Raw genomic sequence first — 14,407 nt, 5'->3', positions numbered from 1 at the left:
CGGTCAGCCTACCGACCCCCCTGAACAGCGAAAGGCCCCCTGTGACGCGTGGCGTCGACAGGGGGCCCAGCGCTTCGATCAGTGGGCGCCCGCGCCGGTGAGGGCGCGAACCTCCAGCTCCGCGTACTTGTCCTCGTCGTGCTCCTTGGAGATGAGCGTGCCGACGAACCCGCAGAGGAACCCGAACGGGATGGACAGGATGCCCGGGTTGGACAGCGGGAACCACTGCCAGTCGTGGTCCGGGAACATCGACGTCGCCGCGCCCGACACGACCGGGGAGAAGAACACCAGCACCACGGCCGAGATCAGACCGCCGTAGATCGCCCACACCGCTCCGGAGGTGTTGAACCGCTTCCAGAACAGGCTGTAGAGGATCGCCGGCAGGTTGCCCGAGGCGGCGACCGCGAAGGCCAGCGCCACGAGGAACGCCACGTTGAGGTTCTGCGCGTAGATCGACAGCAGGATCGAGATCGCGCCGATCACCAGGGCGGAGATCCGGGCGACCCGTACCTCCTGGCGCTCGGACGTCTCGCCCTTCTTCAGGACGTTCGCGTAGAAGTCGTGCGCCAGGCTGGACGAGGAGGCCAGGGTCAACCCGGCGACCACGGCCAGGATGGTGGCGAAGGCGACCGCCGCGATGATCGCCAGCAGGGCCGCTCCACCCAGTTCACCGCCGAAGAACTCCAGGCCGAGCGCCTCGGCCAGCTGTGGTGCGGCCGTGTTGCCGGCCTTGTCCTGCGCGATGATCGCCGGACCACCCACCATCGCCGCCGCGCCGAAGCCGAGGGCCAGGGTGAGCAGGTAGAAGGTGCCGATGATGCCGATGGCCCAGAGCACGCTCTTGCGGGCCGCCTTGGCGGTCGGCACGGTGTAGAAGCGGATCAGGATGTGCGGCAGGCCGGCCGTGCCGAGCACCAGCGCGATGCCGAGCGACAGCAGGTCCATCTTGTTGTAGAACGTCTGCGTGGAGTTCCCGGCGACCTCCACGCCGTACCGCAGGCCCGGTTCCAGGAGTTTGTCGCCCTTGCCGGAGGCCGCGGCGGCGGCGCCGAGGAGTTCCGACAGGTTGAAGTGGAACTTGGCGAGGACCAGCACGGTCATCAGCAGCGCGCCGCTCATCAGCAGGAACGCCTTGACGATCTGCACGTACGTGGTGCCCTTCATGCCACCCACGGTCACGTAGATGATCATCAGGGCGCCGACCATGATGATGGTCGCCACCTTGGCGGTGGCGGCATCCATGCCGAGGAAGGTCGTCCCGGGCTTGATGCCGAGCAGCAGCGCGACGAGCGCGCCGGCGCCGACCATCTGGGCCAGCAGGTAGAAGATCGACACCGTGATGGTGGAGACCGCCGCCGCCGTACGCACCGGACGCTGCCGCATCCGGAAGGCCAGCACGTCGGCCATCGTGTATCGGCCGGAGTTGCGCAGCAGTTCCGCGACCAGCAGGAGGGCCACCAGCCAGGCGACCAGGAAGCCGATCGAGTAGAGGAAGCCGTCGTAGCCGTAGAGCGCGATGATGCCGGCGATGCCGAGGAACGAGGCGGCCGACATGTAGTCGCCACCGATCGCCATGCCGTTCTGGAATCCGGAGAAGGACCGGCCGCCCGCGTAGAAGTCGGTGGCCGTCTTCGTCTGCCGGCTGGCCCAGATGGTGATGCCCAGGGTCACCGCCACGAACACCAGGAACAGCGTGATGGTCAGGTTGCGGGCCGTGTGGTTACCGGCCTCGGCCGCGAGGAGCAGGTCAGCCGCGTGGACCGTCATCGTGGGTCACCTCCCCGATCTCGGCACGGATCCGGTCGGCGACCGGGTCGATCTTCCGGTCGGCGTACCGGGAGTAGAGCCAGGCGATGAGGAACGTCGAGACGAACTGGAGCAGGCCGAAGACCAGGGCAACGTTGATGTTGCTGCCGAACAGCTTCGTGCCCATGAAGTCCCGGGCGTACGCGGAGAGAATGACGTAGAGCGCGTACCACAGGAAGAACGCGACGGTCATCGGGAAGACGAAGCCGCGCAACGCGCGCCGCAACCCGGCGAACTCGTCTGACTGTTGTACGGCCAGGTACTTGTCCGGCTGGGAAGCGGTCGGCGTGGGTGTGTCCGTGGACATCTGTGGATCACCACCTTCACAGGCGTCGGGGGTAGTTGCGCGCACCGTAGGAGGCACGCTCCCCGACGGGGAAGGTCGAGATCGACGCCGGTCGTCGAGTGCGCCGAGCGGTTGGTTGGGTGCGCCGAGTGACCCACGTCACCCCGGTGACCGGTCGCGCTCCCAGACCCCTGGTCAGCCCGGTAGCTCGTGGTACCGCCCCCGGTAGTGCAGCAGCGGCGTGGTGTCCTCGACCAGGTCGACGGCCTCGATGGTGGCCTCCACCAGCAGGCCCCAGCCGTACTCCCGGGCGGTGTCCAGCCGGCACCCCGCCCAGCCGCCGGCATCGGACGGCACCGGCCCGTAGGGCGTGTCGGTCCACCCGCCGGTGGCGAAGAGCCCTCCCGGCGCGGGAAAGAGGCCGGCGAAGCGGTCGGCGAGCTGCCGGTGCGACGGGCCGAGCGGCGCGACGGCGAACCGGCCCGCCTCCTCGACGGCCTCCCAGAGATCCGACTCCGGGTCGATTAGCCCGAGCAGTCGGTCCGGCTCCCCCTCGGCGACCAGCGTCGACGACACCGTCAGACCCGCCGGGCCGGGAGCCGTCCAGAGGGTGACCGGCGCGGCGAGCCGACCCCGCAGCCGACGGGCCGGCGACCGTTGCCCGGTCGGCACCGCGAACGGATCGGTGTGGTGGATCTCGGCACCCGGCTCATGATTCACGTGAAACATTGTGCCGCCCCGTCCGCGCACCCAGCCCAGAAAGCGTGCGTGCAGGTCGGCGGGTCGCCCGCTCAGCCGGGCGAGCTGATCGCCCGCCTCCGCCATCAGCGTGCCCAGGTAGAACAGCAGCGCCGTGCGATCGTCCCGGTACTCGGCCAGCAACGCCAGCCGCGCCGGTTGGCAGGGCCAGTGCGCGCCACAACCCCGACACCTCCACAGCGGTCGCATCGGCAGGTGCGGCCGATTCACCCCGCACCTCCGGCGGCCGCACCGCCGCGTGCCGGCTCGGTCGCGCCCGGCACGGCCGTCGCCGCCACGTTCCTCATCGAGTACGACCACCGCGCCCCCTGCCAATCAAGGACTGACCCGATCATGAGCGATCCCTCCCGGTGACGGGGGCCGCCCCGCTCGGGGGATGACCGGGGCGGCCCGACGCAGGACCGACCGCCGGGTCATCGCCTCCACCGGCCGGGCCGCGTGCTCTCCACCCTGGACGGCGCGGCGTGGACACGGGAGGATTCCAGGGCTTACTACGCAGCGCAGTCACGTACTTACCGGAGAGGTAAGGATGAACATCGAGATGTGGGTACGGGCGTTGAAGGCCGCCCGCGCCGGTGCCGACGTGTCCCAGGAGGCTCTGGCGACCCTGATCAGGTGGAGTCCGTCCACGGTGGCCGCCATCGAGACCGGCCGTCGCCGACCGACGATGGAATTCGCGGTGGCCGCCGACGAGGCCCTGGCCACCGGCGGCCTCCTCGCCGAACTCCTGAAGGCTGCGGACCAGGAACACGGCCCATCCTGGTTCGTCCCGTGGCGCGGCTACGAGCAGCGTGCGACGCGCCTCCGTGCCTTCGAGGCATGTCTGGTGCCCGGCCTGTTGCAGACCGAGGAGTATGCGCGCGCCGTCATCTCGGCGGGTGGATTGCAGCCACCAGCCGTGGTCGACGAACTCGTCGCGGTTCGTCTGGAACGTCAACGGCTATTCACCCGGGAGGCGCCGCCACACTGCGTCTTCGTGGTGGATGAGATGGGCTTGCATCGCCCCGTGGGCGGTCACGCCGTGCTCAATGCCCAACTCTGTCGGCTGCTTGAGGTGGCGGACCTTCCGTTCGTGCGATTGCACGTCATTCCATTGAGCGTCGGTGAGCATGTCGGGATCGGTGGTGGCTTCGTATTCGCCGACCTGCCTGACGGAGACAGGGTGCTCTACCTGGAGAATGCCGCTCGCGGACACGTCATGGACGACCCGCAGATGCTCCGATTGATTGATCGCAAATGGGATAGTCTGCTCGGCGAAGCACTGTCCACAGGTGCGTCGATGGACCTGATTCGGAAGCTGAAGGTGACACCGTGACGATGATTGAGCCGCGCTGGCGCACCTCCACCCGGTCGACCGACTCCGGCGGCAACTGCGTCGAGGTGGCGGACAATCTGCCGGGTGTCGTGCTGGTGCGGGACAGCAAGGACCGGTCCGGCCCGGTGCTCACGTTCAGCCCGTCGGCCTGGACCGGATTCCTCGCCGCCCACGCGGCTCGCGGGTCGGCCGCCTAGCGACCCGCCATCGTTGGCAATCTTGGACAGTTTCCGTCAGCAGCTGACGGAAACTGTCCAAGATCTACCGTTGGAATAGATCGCTAGCGGCGCGGCGTGACGGTCGCCAGCAGTTCCGGCTGACGCCGGTCCAGCACGTCGCCGGCCAGGTACGCGCCGAGCAGCGCCGCACCCAGCCCGTACGCCGTGCCGAGCGGGAGGGCCAGCCAGAGCCAGGCGTCGCCGAGCAGCGCGGCGGCCACCACCATCGGCACGCCGATGACCGCCGTGGTGATCATGGCGACCAGGGTGAGCAACCCCTTCGCCATGCCGGCACCGCTGTTCATCCCGAACGGGTTGCTCGTCTCCGGCAGCGAGTACGCCCCGAGCACCGACACGAAACTGCTCACCGCAAGCCCGGCGCCGTAGGTCCCGACCAGGCTGCCCACCATCAGCCCGATCCACCCCGGTCGGCTGAGCAGTACCGACAGGACCACCGAGACGAGCACCAGCAGCGGCAGGACGTACAGCGAGAACGCGGTCATCCGCGCGCGTAGCTCGACGCGACCCGGCACCCCGGCCACGACGTTCGCGGCGTATGCGCTGCCGTCGAAGCCGAACTGGTTGGCCAGGGTGACCGAGGCGAGTACCCCGACGAAGAGCAGCGAGATGGTGACCACGACGGGTGAGCTGTCGCCAACCGCCGCCGTGAACCCTGCGTCCTGCGCCGCGAAGTCCCCGCCCGTGACGTTGACCAGGACGGGCACGAAGATGCCGACCACCGCGATGGTGATCAGGTTGGCTCGGCGGCGAGCGTCCCGCCACCAGTAGCGGGCCTCCCGGGCGACGAGCGCGCCGAACCGGTCCCGCCGCGCCCAGGTGGCGGCCCGGGGAAAGAGTTGGGCGACCGCGCCGCCGTCGACGCTGCGTCGCGCCGGCGCCCGGCCGGCGGTCGCCGAGCCCACCATCGCCGACTCCAGCGACCGCGACCACCAGGCCAACAGCGCGCCGATCGCCGCCAACGTGATCAGCAGCTTGAGCGGGGCGGCCCACACCCGTCCCTGCGCCACGTCGATGCCGGCGGTCCACGGCGCCCCGAACGGCGTCCACCCGAGCACCGACGCGGCTCCGGTCAGTCGGGTGAAGTCCGTCTGGCGCAGCGCCGCCAGGCCGAAGACCTGCAACGGGCCGAGTAGCGCGGCGGTCACCGCCAACAGCACGGCGGCCAGGTCGCGTACCCGACGGGACCGCAGCATGCTGGCGAAGGCGCTGGTCACCGCGCGGCTCGCGGCCACACAGAGCAACAACCCGGTGAGTACGCCGAGCACGGCCACGACACCGGCGGACCAGCCGCCAAGCGCCCAGGCGGTCAACACCAGCCCCAGCGAGGCGATCGATGCCGCCAGTACCGGCACGCTGACCAGCGCGGCGGCGAACAGGCCGACGACGAGAGTGCGGCGTGGCAGCGGCAGCAGCGCGAACCGGGCCGGGTCCAGTGTTTCGTCCACCCCGAAGAAGACCAGCGGGAGCAGCAGCCAACCGAGCACCAGCAGGCCCCCGCCGGCCGCCGCGACCAGCACCGCGTACCGGCCGTTGCCCGTCATGCCCGGCGCGGCGAACAGGAAGAAGCCGCTGACCGCGAACCAGAGGCCGACCAGCGCCCCGCCGACGAACATCGCGATCCGCCAGCCCTGGCCCCGGAAGTTGTTGCCCATCACCCGCAGCTTGAGCCGTACGAAGTGCCGCGCGGAGACCCGTCGCGCCCCAGCGGCGGGCGCGGTCGCCGCGGTGGCCGGGTTCACCGAGACAGCCATGACAACTCGTCACCGGTCGCGGTACGCCCGCCGACCACCTCGACGAAGACCTGTTCGAGCGACCGGTCGCCCCGGACGTCCGCGATCGTGCCGACCCGCTTGATGGTGCCCTGGGCCAGGATCGCCACGTGCGAGCACAGCCGCTCGACGACCTCCATCACGTGACTGGAGAAGACGACCGTGCCGCCGCCGGCCGCGTACCGGGTGAGAATGTCGCGGATCAGCGCCGCCGACACCGGGTCGACCGCCTCGAACGGCTCGTCCAGCACCAGCACCCGGGGGCCGTGCAGCAACGCGCAGGCCAGGCCGATCTTCTTCTTCATGCCCGCCGAGTAGTCCACCACCAGCGTCCGGCCGGCGTCGCCGAGCGCCAGGACGTCCAGCAGCTCCGCGGCCCGCTGGTCGACCACCGCCGGGTCCATCCCCCGCAGCAGCCCGTGGTACGCCAGCAGTTCCGCGCCGCTGAGCCGGTCGAACAGCCGGACACCGTCGGGCATCACGCCGAGCAGTTGCTTGGCCGTGACCGGGTCGCGCCACACGTCCTGGCCGAGCACCCACGCCGAGCCGGCGTCCGGCCGTAGCAGGCCGACCGCCATCGACAGGGTGGTGGTCTTGCCGGCCCCGTTCGGGCCGAGCAGCCCGTAGAAGGACCCGGCCGGTACGTCCAGGTCGACACCGGCGACCGCGACCGTGCCGTCGAACCGTTTAGCCAGACCACGCAGCACGAGCGCGGGATGCTCACCAGTCATGGCCCGACGTTATCCGCCGACCGCCAGATCCGCCGTCCTGCGACAGGCCGATCCGCGATCATTCCCAAGACGTAGTCCCTCTCCGGCCGGGAGCAGATCACCCGACCGTCACAGCCCCGGGTACGGGTGCGTCCGCCCGTTCTCGCTCTCCCACTCGACGACCGCTCGCGTGCGGTCCGGGTCCTCGGCGAGCAGTCGCCAGTACTGCGCCACGACCCGCCGGGTCTCCGCCAGCGGATAGTGGGCGTGCAGGACATCCCGCCACAGATTCCGCAGGTCGACGCCTTCCGCGCTCAGCTCGGCGGCCCAGGCGTTCCCCTCCCAGCTCTCGCTCTCCTTGCGCCCGGCGGCGATGTCCTCAAGATCGGCCAACAGGTCGAGGCAGAGTTCGTGGACGCTCTGGATGTCGTCGGTCAACCACATCCCCAGGCAGGCGAGCCGCTGGTCTGTCGACTGGTATTCGGCGATGCGCTCCTTGGACCAGCGGAACTCGATAGTGCTCAAGGAGTGCCTCCAGGCAGAGTGGGGTAGCCGTGGCTGAGAGTGTCGGTCTCCGGATCGTAGAAGCCTTTCAGATGGACACCGTTGAACGTGCCTGACCACCGTCCAGTCTGCGGATCCTTGACGACGTCCGGCGAGTTGAATCCACGGGTGATCGCGTTGTCGACGTCCTGCGGTGTCCAGTGGTCGGGGAAGAAGGTGCTACCGCCGCGCTTCTCCTGCCACTCACCATTGCGTCGGTTCTGCATGGCGACCTTGCCGTTGTAGACGCCAGTTCGGCTGTCCCGTTTCGTCACCTTGATCAGCTTTGCGCCCGGTGGGTCGATGCCGCCCGGTCGGTGGTGCCATCCCGAAGATCTGCCGTCGCGTTCCCCGAGCAGGGTGTGCCGCAGCCGTTCCGGCGTCATGCCGTCCGTCCGTTGACCACGCCGCGCTCGCGCCCGCTGTTTGCGCAGGTGGGAGAGGGCGGACCGGATGAACTTGCCGCGCCCGCGCTTACCCATCGAGGAGCGCGCCGATCACCTGGTCGATCAGCAGGCCGACGATCTCGCGGGTGATCATCTGAAAGATGGGGATCTCCGCCAGCGAGGCGCCGAACGTGGCCACCGCCGTCGCCACCGCCTGGGCGATCTCCACCGACAGGATCACCAGCTGCACGATGACCTGAATCTTCAGGGCGAGGACGATCGCGCCGATGATGATCAGGCCGGTGCCGGCCAGGGTGGCGGCGAGCGCGCCATCCTGTAGCACCTGCACCGGCCCGTCCTGCTCGGTCCAGTACGCCTGGAAGGCGTCGATGTCGGCGCCCGCGTTGCCGGCACCGACCGGCTGGGCCGCCTGTCCCGCCTCCGTCGTCAGCGTTTGCAGGGTGCCGCTGAAGGCGAGCCACCGTTGACCCATTTCGACCAGCGCGGTCTCGTCCGCCTGCGGCCAGTCGTACCCGATCATGCTGAGGAAGGTGGTCAGCTCACCCGGCAGTTGCAGTCCCACGTCACCTCACCCGAGTTCCTGGCCGAGCCCGCTCAGGTGGGCCGTGATGGCCCGCTCGTCCTCGTCGACGAGGTGTGCCATCCGGTTGAGGTCCACGCCGACCACGCCAAGCTCCTCGATCGCCGACTCGAAGCACTCCGCGGCGTACGCGGTCACCTCCTCGCAGGCGGCGCCGATCAGGCTGCCGATGTCGTCGTTGCCCCAGGGCGCGCCGAACCCTTGCAGGTCAGCCAGGAAGGTGCGCAGTTCGGTGAGGAAGCGATCCGAGATGTCCTGGAGGTTGGTGCCGGCCCCACGCAGGCCCTCCGGGTCCACCATGCGGGCCACGTCAGGGCCTTCCACCGGAGGAGAGCCGGTCCTGAACGCTGCCGAGGGTGTCGATGAGACCCTGCAACTGCGGTACGGCACCACGTTGCAGCTCACGCAGCTGCTCCAGCATCGCCGCCGTGTCCGGCGTGGCGGTCGCGTCGGCCAGCGCTGTCCGCAGGTCTGTCAGGGCCGCGTTGGTGGCCGCGCGGATCTCCTCGGCCAGGCTCTCCGACGCCGAGCGCATCAGCCTCGGGTCGATCCACACCGACTCGATCTGTCCACCCGGGAGGGCGACCACGCGTACCAGTCCGTCGGCAGCCTCACCGATGCCCTGGAGAGGTGCCACCTCGCTCGGCGCTTCCGGATCGCCTCCGGCGCGACCGCGGTCGAGCGTAGACAGCAGCTCCGAAATGGACCTGCTCAAATCCGAGGGGTTTGCCACGATCCGCAGTGTAGTAATCCCGCGACCGTCACCTCAGCCCCGAAACCCCCCCACCCTCGCGTCGATCTTGCACTTTCGGTTGTCCTATTGCGAAGAATGACCGTTATGCCGCCACAGAAAGTGCAAGATCGCGGGGGCGGGGCGGGGCGGGGCGGGGCGGGGCGGGGGCGTTGGGCTACAGGCGGAGGGCTTCGGGGGTGTGGAGGCGGAGCATGGTGGCGGCTACGTCGGCCGGTGCTCGGCGGCGGGTCGCCATCGACACCGCGACCATCACGGTGAAGGCCAGCGGCACCGTCCAGGCGGCCGGCTGCGCGGTGAGGGTGGCGGGCCAGCCGGACAGCGGCGGGCCGAGCACGGTCACCAGCACCGCGCCGATCGCCGCCCCGCCGCCGGCCAGCACACCGGCGGCCGCGCCCAGATCGGTCAGACCGCGCCACCAGATGCCGAGCACCAGCAGCGGGCAGAAGCTCGACGCGGCGACGGCGAAGGCCAACCCGACCACCTGTGAGACGTCCAGGCCGGAGACGTGCAGGGCCAGCACCGCCGGTACGCCCCCGGCGATGACGGTCGCCCAGCGGAAGCCGCGTACCGAGCCACGGCCGAGCACGTCCGTCGAGATCACCCCGGCGACGCTGGTCAGCAGGCCCGACGAGGTGGACAGGAAGGCGGCGAACGCTCCCGCCGAGACCAGCGCGGCGAGTAGCCGCCCGGCGAGCCCGTCGCCGAGGACCGCGCCGGGCAGCAGGACCACCACCGCGTCGGTCTGCCCGCTGACGAGTAGTTGCGGGGTGTAGATCCGGCCCAGCACCCCGTACAGGGTGGGTAGCAGGTAGAAGACGCCGACCAGGGCCAGCACCACGAGCGTCGTCCGGCGTGCTGCCGCGCCGTCGGGGTTGGTGTAGAAGCGGACCAGCACGTGCGGGAGACCCATCGTGCCCAGGAACGTGGCCAGGATCAGCGAGTACGTGCCGAACAGGCTCCGGTCGTCGGCGCCGGCGGCGCTGGGCAGCAACCAGTCCGCCGCGTCGGTGGCCACTCCGGACACCTGCGGCACCGGGTCGCCGGCGGCGAAGGTCAGCTCGTCGCCGGGGCGTACCTCCCGAATCTCACCGTCGGCCAGGGTGAGGGTCGCGCGGTGCTCGACCACGACGGTGGTCGCGGCCCGGAACGTCGGCCCGTCCGGCGGTGTCACCGCCGGGCGGGCATCGGCCTGCCACTGCAGCGCCAGGAAGATCACGGGTACGGCGAGAGCGGTCAACTTGAGCCAGTACTGGAACGCCTGGACGAAGGTGATGGCGCGCATCCCGCCGAGCGCCACGTTCGCGGTGACCACGGCCGCGACCAGCAGAGCACCCACCGGGTACGGGGAGCCGGCCACCGTGGCCAGCGTGAGCCCGGCGCCCTGCAACTGCGGCACCAGGTAGAGCCAGCCGATGAAGATCACGAAGGCGGTGGCGAGGATGCGCAGGCGGCGGGACCCGAGCCGTAGTTCGCAGAAGTCGGGCAGCGTGAACGCGCCGGAGCGACGCAGCGGCGCGGCCACGAACAGCAGGAGGGCCAGGTAGCCGGCGGCGAAGCCGACCGGATACCAGAGCACGTCCACGCCGTACTTGAGGACCAGGCCGGCGATGCCGAGGAAGCTCGCGGCCGACAGGTACTCCCCGCCGATGGCGGCGGCGTTCCAGGTCGGACTGATCGCCCGCGAGGCGACCAGGAAGTCGGACGTGGTCCGGGCCAGCCGCAGCCCGTAGAAGCCGATGCCGACGGTGACCAGGGTGACCGCGACGATGGCCGGAACCACGTAGTCGTTGCCCACGTCAGTGCTCCGGCCGCTGCACCAGGTCGGTGAAGTCCTGCTCGTTGCGCTCGGCCAGCCGCACGTACGCCCAGCCCACCGCGATCAGGAACGGGAACGACGCCACCCCGAGCAGCAGCCAGGGCAGGTTGACGCCGGCGACCGTGGTCCGGCCGAGCGACGGCGCGATGGCGAACAGCCAGGGCAACCCGCCCAGCCCGATGACGACCACCAGCGACAACCGCAACGCCAGCGCGAGCTGGGCCCGGACCAGGCCACGGACCAGCGCCTCACCGACCTGGGTCTGCTGGGTCAGTTCGGCGCGGGTCCGCTCGGCGCGCGTGTCGCGCCGGGTGATGTCGGCCAACACGATCCGGGCCCGCCGGGGCGGCGGAACCGTACCGCCCGACCCCACGTCAGGGAGTTGCTTGGCCACCTCGGCAGTCTTGCCCGCCTCGCCGGATTGTCAAGCGTCGGCGCTCACCAGTCACGCGGGACGAGGCAGTGCGACGCCGGGCCGATCACCGGGATCCGGTCCAGCTCGGGACGGGCGCGCTCCCGTCCGAGGTTCGTCGCCCAGATGCCGTCCCGTGGCCGTTCGACGGCGAGCCGGGACAGAGCGCAGATGCGCATCGGCTCGGGCAGCCGGGCCAGGGCGGGTACGGCGTCCGCCGAGAGGCCGGACACGTAGTCGACGTCCAACCGGCCGGTCTGCAGGTACCGGTCGACGTTCCGGTCGGCGATCAGCCGATCGGGGTTGACCAGGGCCAACCCGAGCAGCGCCAGCACCGCCGTGCCGATCACCAGTCGGGGCAGCCAGGTGGCCCGCAGCCGTACCACGGCCACGCCGACCAGCACGAACAGCAGCCCGAGCCACAGTTCGACGGTCGCCACGACGAGCCGCAGGCGGGTGGCGCCGTACGCGTCGGCGTAGACCTGCATCCGGTAGAGCGCCGAGGCGACGATCACCAGGCTGAGCGCGGTGAGCGCCCCGAGCAGCGTGCGGACCAGCAGCCGGTCGGTCCGCGTGGCCTTCGGTGCCCGACGGGCGGCGACGGCGATCACCAGCAGGGTGAGCCCGGTGACGGCGAGCAGTTGCCAGAAGCCGCCGCGCGCGTACTGCGCGTAGGTGAGCCCGGCCGTGCGCAGCACGTGCCCCGAGCCACCGAACAGCACCGTCAACTGGACCAGTACGAACGCCGCGAACAGGGCGTCGAGCAGCACCAGCGGAAGCGTCCACTCCAGCCGGTGCGCCGGCCGCGCCGGCCCAGGCCGCAGGTCGTCGAGGTTGGGCGGTCGACTGACCAGGTACGCGGCACCGAGCAGACCGCCGCCGATCAGCAGCAGACGGAACGTCCACCCGATCGTGCCGGGAACCGAGATGTCGGGCAACAAGCCACTGACCAGGTCGGCGAAGACCGCGTCGGCGGAGGAGAAGAGCAGGCCGAACAGCATCAGGAGACCGGCGGAGATCGCCACGCTGGTCAGGACCCGTCCTACGGCGATCCCCGAGCCGGCCGGTCGGGTGTCGCGCAGCCCGCGTACCGCCCAGGGGAGCGCCCGTACCGTCGCGGCCGGGGGCAGGGTCGCGGCCAGCAGCATCCCGAGCGGGCTCCGCCCGCCAGTGACGGCGAGCGTCCCGGTCACCACGGCGGCGAGCAGGCAGAGCGCGAAGAGCCAGCCGGCTGCCCGGAGGGTACCCACGCCCACCAACGCGACGGTCGCGGTGGCCCAGACGACCTGCGCCGCCCGCCCCGATGCCCCCGTGGCATCGGGACGGGCGGTGGCCGCCGGGGTTACCCGGTCCGCCGGCGTGGCCTGAGCCGCCGGCGTGGTCGGTGTGGTCGGGGTGGCCTGGGCCGCCGGCGTGGTCGCGGCAGCCTGACCGGCCGCCGTGGTCGGGGTGGCCTGGCCGGTTGCGATGGACGGAGTCGCCGGAGTCGGTGGGGTGGTTGGTGGCGTCGGTGTCGCCGGCGCGGGTGGAGCGGTCGACGGTCTCGCCCGAACGACGGCGGCGACGGCGAGCGCGGCGGTGCCGGCCAGCACGGCCACCAGCCAGCCGAGTCCGGGACGAACCATCGTGATCGTCGACGCGCCGAGGACGGCGGCCACCGTCAGGGCCGCCAGGACGAGCGGGCGCGCGGCACCCGATGGCCCTGGCCAGCGCCGCTCGATCAGCGACGGTGGCCGGGGTCCAAGAAGCGGTGCCGGCATCGGCTGGGGCCAGGCCGGCAGCGGCCGTCCGGCGGGGCCGGTCGGCGGTGCCGCTGGGCCTCCGGCCCGGGGTGCCGCTGGGCCACCGGCCGGCGGTGCCGCTGGGCCTCCGGTCGGCGGTGCCGACGGGTTGGCTGTCGGCCGTGCCGGTGCTTCGGCGACTGGCGTCGCCGGGCCGCTGGTCGGAGGCGGAGTGCTGCCAGGGGTGGTCATGCGACCTCTCCTCGGTGTGGGCCGTTGTTCGGGATGGTGACCTGGATGCGGCAGCCTGGACGAGCGCCCTTGGCGGCGCCGACCGGGTCGAGGACCGCGATCCGGCCGCCGTGGAGTTCGACGACCCAGCGGGCGATGGCGAGGCCGAGGCCGGTTCCACCCCCGGCGGCACGGTCGCCGCGCGTGAATCGTTCGAACACCCGGGACCGCTCGGCCGTCGGGATGCCCTGCCCCTCGTCGCTGACCTCGAAGTGGAGCTGTCCGGCGTGTTCCTCGGCGCTCACCCGCACGGTGCCGCCCGGTGGGCTGTGTCGCGCCGCGTTGTCGAGCAGGTTGGCGAACACCTGGTGCAACCGCCACGGGTCTGCGTGCACGGTCAACGGCGTCGTCAACTCGTGCAGCCGGAAGTCCACGTCCAGCCCCGCGCCGGCCGCGCTGGCGGTGGCGTGCTCCACCGCCTCGTCGAGGAAGTCCCCGACGTCGATGGTGACCCGGCGCAGCGGCACCACCCCGGCGTCGAGACGGGACAGGTCGAGCAGGTCGGCGACGAGGTGACCGAGCCGTTCGGTCTGGGACAGCGCCGCGCGCAGGGCCGCCGGCTCCGGTTCGGCCACCCCGTCCACCATGTTCTCCAGTACGCCCTGCAACGCGGTGATCGGCGTGCGCAGCTCGTGGGAGACGTTGGCAATCAGTTCACGCCGCCGCTGGTCCGCCGCGTGCAGGTCCTCGGCCATCTTGTTGAACGCCTGGGCCAGCTCGCCCACCTCGTCCCGGGAGGTGGCGCGTACCCGACGGGTGTAGTCGCCGCGGGCCATCACCCCGGCGGCGGCCGTCATCTCGCGCAGCGGCGAGGTCATCCCGTGGGCGAGTACCTGCGAGGTGACCAGCGCGATGCAGATGGCGGTGATCGCCGTGCCCGGTGGGAGCCAGCCGATGCCGTACCAGAAGTAGCCGATGGCCACCGCCCAGGAGGCGACCAGCAGGACGCCGAGCTTCATCTTGATCGAGCGGACCGGGTCGAGGGGGCGGGGAAGCATC

The 14,407-nt window shown here is 70.9% G+C and carries 16 protein-coding genes; 2 read left to right on the top strand and 14 right to left on the bottom strand.

The features are described from left to right. Window positions 1-78: 78 nt before the first annotated feature. The 3 genes from ACIA3K_RS22340 to ACIA3K_RS22330 all read right to left on the bottom strand — a co-directional run bounded on the left by ACIA3K_RS22340 (window position 79) and on the right by ACIA3K_RS22330 (window position 3,040). On the bottom strand, window positions 79-1,767 hold the full coding sequence (locus ACIA3K_RS22340) for a cation acetate symporter (protein WP_396803404.1): 1,689 nt from the start codon (window positions 1,765-1,767) through the stop codon (window positions 79-81). Next, window positions 1,748-2,113 (bottom strand): DUF485 domain-containing protein, encoded by a 366-nt coding sequence (locus tag ACIA3K_RS22335; protein WP_396803402.1) that lies wholly within the window; start codon window positions 2,111-2,113, stop codon window positions 1,748-1,750. The genes ACIA3K_RS22340 and ACIA3K_RS22335 overlap by 20 nt, the downstream gene beginning before the upstream one ends. A gap of 174 nt (window positions 2,114-2,287) precedes the next feature. Then, entirely contained in the window at window positions 2,288-3,040 is a 753-nt protein-coding gene (locus ACIA3K_RS22330; RefSeq protein ID WP_396803673.1) for a flavin reductase family protein, read from the bottom strand. Window positions 3,041-3,380: 340 nt separating this feature from the next. On the opposite strand from ACIA3K_RS22330, the gene ACIA3K_RS22325 reads away from it, so the two are divergent. Then, window positions 3,381-4,166 carry a Scr1 family TA system antitoxin-like transcriptional regulator gene (locus ACIA3K_RS22325; protein ID WP_396803401.1) on the top strand — a complete coding sequence of 262 codons (786 nt, stop codon included), beginning with the start codon at window positions 3,381-3,383 and terminating at the stop codon, window positions 4,164-4,166. Window positions 4,167-4,168: 2 nt separating this feature from the next. Then, on the top strand, window positions 4,169-4,363 hold the full coding sequence (locus ACIA3K_RS22320) for a DUF397 domain-containing protein (RefSeq protein WP_396803671.1): 195 nt from the start codon (window positions 4,169-4,171) through the stop codon (window positions 4,361-4,363). Window positions 4,364-4,446: 83 nt separating this feature from the next. On the opposite strand, the gene ACIA3K_RS22315 is transcribed toward ACIA3K_RS22320, so the two are convergent. From ACIA3K_RS22315 to ACIA3K_RS22265, 11 genes are all read right to left on the bottom strand, one after another. Next, window positions 4,447-6,156 carry an ABC transporter permease gene (locus tag ACIA3K_RS22315; protein ID WP_396803400.1) on the bottom strand — a complete coding sequence of 570 codons (1,710 nt, stop codon included), beginning with the start codon at window positions 6,154-6,156 and terminating at the stop codon, window positions 4,447-4,449. Then, a complete protein-coding gene (locus tag ACIA3K_RS22310; protein WP_396803399.1) occupies window positions 6,141-6,905 on the bottom strand; it encodes an ABC transporter ATP-binding protein in 765 nt (254 codons plus the stop codon). Before ACIA3K_RS22310 ends, ACIA3K_RS22315 begins: the two co-directional genes overlap by 16 nt. Window positions 6,906-7,013: 108 nt before the next feature. Then, window positions 7,014-7,409: a hypothetical protein gene (locus ACIA3K_RS22305; RefSeq protein WP_396803398.1), complete on the bottom strand. Its 396-nt coding sequence runs from the start codon at window positions 7,407-7,409 to the stop codon at window positions 7,014-7,016. Further along, a complete protein-coding gene (locus ACIA3K_RS22300) occupies window positions 7,406-7,813 on the bottom strand; it encodes an EndoU domain-containing protein (RefSeq protein WP_355048667.1) in 408 nt (135 codons plus the stop codon). The genes ACIA3K_RS22305 and ACIA3K_RS22300 overlap by 4 nt, the downstream gene beginning before the upstream one ends. Window positions 7,814-7,901: 88 nt before the next feature. Continuing rightward, the gene (locus tag ACIA3K_RS22295) at window positions 7,902-8,396 is read right to left on the bottom strand and encodes a hypothetical protein (RefSeq protein ID WP_396803397.1); all 495 of its coding nucleotides are present in this window, start codon (window positions 8,394-8,396) and stop codon (window positions 7,902-7,904) included. A 6-nt stretch (window positions 8,397-8,402) separates the two neighbouring features. Next, window positions 8,403-8,714 carry a hypothetical protein gene (locus tag ACIA3K_RS22290; protein WP_396803396.1) on the bottom strand — a complete coding sequence of 104 codons (312 nt, stop codon included), beginning with the start codon at window positions 8,712-8,714 and terminating at the stop codon, window positions 8,403-8,405. Between the two features lie 10 nt (window positions 8,715-8,724). Beyond that, window positions 8,725-9,051: a YbaB/EbfC family nucleoid-associated protein gene (locus ACIA3K_RS22285; protein ID WP_396803395.1), complete on the bottom strand. Its 327-nt coding sequence runs from the start codon at window positions 9,049-9,051 to the stop codon at window positions 8,725-8,727. A gap of 271 nt (window positions 9,052-9,322) precedes the next feature. Beyond that, complete coding sequence (locus ACIA3K_RS22280; RefSeq protein ID WP_396803394.1) at window positions 9,323-10,963, bottom strand: cation acetate symporter; 1,641 nt, start codon at window positions 10,961-10,963, stop codon at window positions 9,323-9,325. A 1-nt stretch (window position 10,964) separates the two neighbouring features. Further along, window positions 10,965-11,378 carry a hypothetical protein gene (locus ACIA3K_RS22275; RefSeq protein ID WP_396803393.1) on the bottom strand — a complete coding sequence of 138 codons (414 nt, stop codon included), beginning with the start codon at window positions 11,376-11,378 and terminating at the stop codon, window positions 10,965-10,967. Between the two features lie 44 nt (window positions 11,379-11,422). Beyond that, window positions 11,423-13,021, bottom strand: a complete 1,599-nt coding sequence (locus tag ACIA3K_RS22270; protein ID WP_396803392.1) for a DUF4153 domain-containing protein — start codon at window positions 13,019-13,021, stop codon at window positions 11,423-11,425. Window positions 13,022-13,365: 344 nt separating this feature from the next. Further along, on the bottom strand, window positions 13,366-14,406 hold the full coding sequence (locus ACIA3K_RS22265; RefSeq protein WP_396803669.1) for an ATP-binding protein: 1,041 nt from the start codon (window positions 14,404-14,406) through the stop codon (window positions 13,366-13,368). Window position 14,407: the final 1 nt, after the last annotated feature.

The sequence above is a fragment of the Micromonospora sp. NPDC051543 genome (assembly GCF_044454415.1).
Lineage (GTDB): Bacteria > Actinomycetota > Actinomycetes > Mycobacteriales > Micromonosporaceae > Micromonospora.
This window is presented reverse-complemented; position numbering and strand designations above follow the sequence as displayed.

Bases quoted from the DNA above. Each gene is read 5' to 3' on its own strand.
- ACIA3K_RS22270 (WP_396803392.1), bottom strand. From the start codon at position 13,021: ATGGTTCGTCCCGGACTCGGCTGGCTGGTGGCCGTGCTGGCCGGCACC.
- ACIA3K_RS22290 (WP_396803396.1), bottom strand. From the start codon at position 8,714: ATGGTGGACCCGGAGGGCCTGCGTGGGGCCGGCACCAACCTCCAGGAC.
- ACIA3K_RS22300 (WP_355048667.1), bottom strand. From the start codon at position 7,813: ATGACGCCGGAACGGCTGCGGCACACCCTGCTCGGGGAACGCGACGGC.
- ACIA3K_RS22265 (WP_396803669.1), bottom strand. From the start codon at position 14,406: ATGCTTCCCCGCCCCCTCGACCCGGTCCGCTCGATCAAGATGAAGCTC.
- ACIA3K_RS22320 (WP_396803671.1), top strand. From the start codon at position 4,169: ATGATTGAGCCGCGCTGGCGCACCTCCACCCGGTCGACCGACTCCGGC.
- ACIA3K_RS22315 (WP_396803400.1), bottom strand. From the start codon at position 6,156: ATGGCTGTCTCGGTGAACCCGGCCACCGCGGCGACCGCGCCCGCCGCT.
- ACIA3K_RS22330 (WP_396803673.1), bottom strand. From the start codon at position 3,040: ATGCGACCGCTGTGGAGGTGTCGGGGTTGTGGCGCGCACTGGCCCTGC.
- ACIA3K_RS22325 (WP_396803401.1), top strand. From the start codon at position 3,381: ATGAACATCGAGATGTGGGTACGGGCGTTGAAGGCCGCCCGCGCCGGT.
- ACIA3K_RS22335 (WP_396803402.1), bottom strand. From the start codon at position 2,113: ATGTCCACGGACACACCCACGCCGACCGCTTCCCAGCCGGACAAGTAC.
- ACIA3K_RS22340 (WP_396803404.1), bottom strand. From the start codon at position 1,767: ATGACGGTCCACGCGGCTGACCTGCTCCTCGCGGCCGAGGCCGGTAAC.
- ACIA3K_RS22310 (WP_396803399.1), bottom strand. From the start codon at position 6,905: ATGACTGGTGAGCATCCCGCGCTCGTGCTGCGTGGTCTGGCTAAACGG.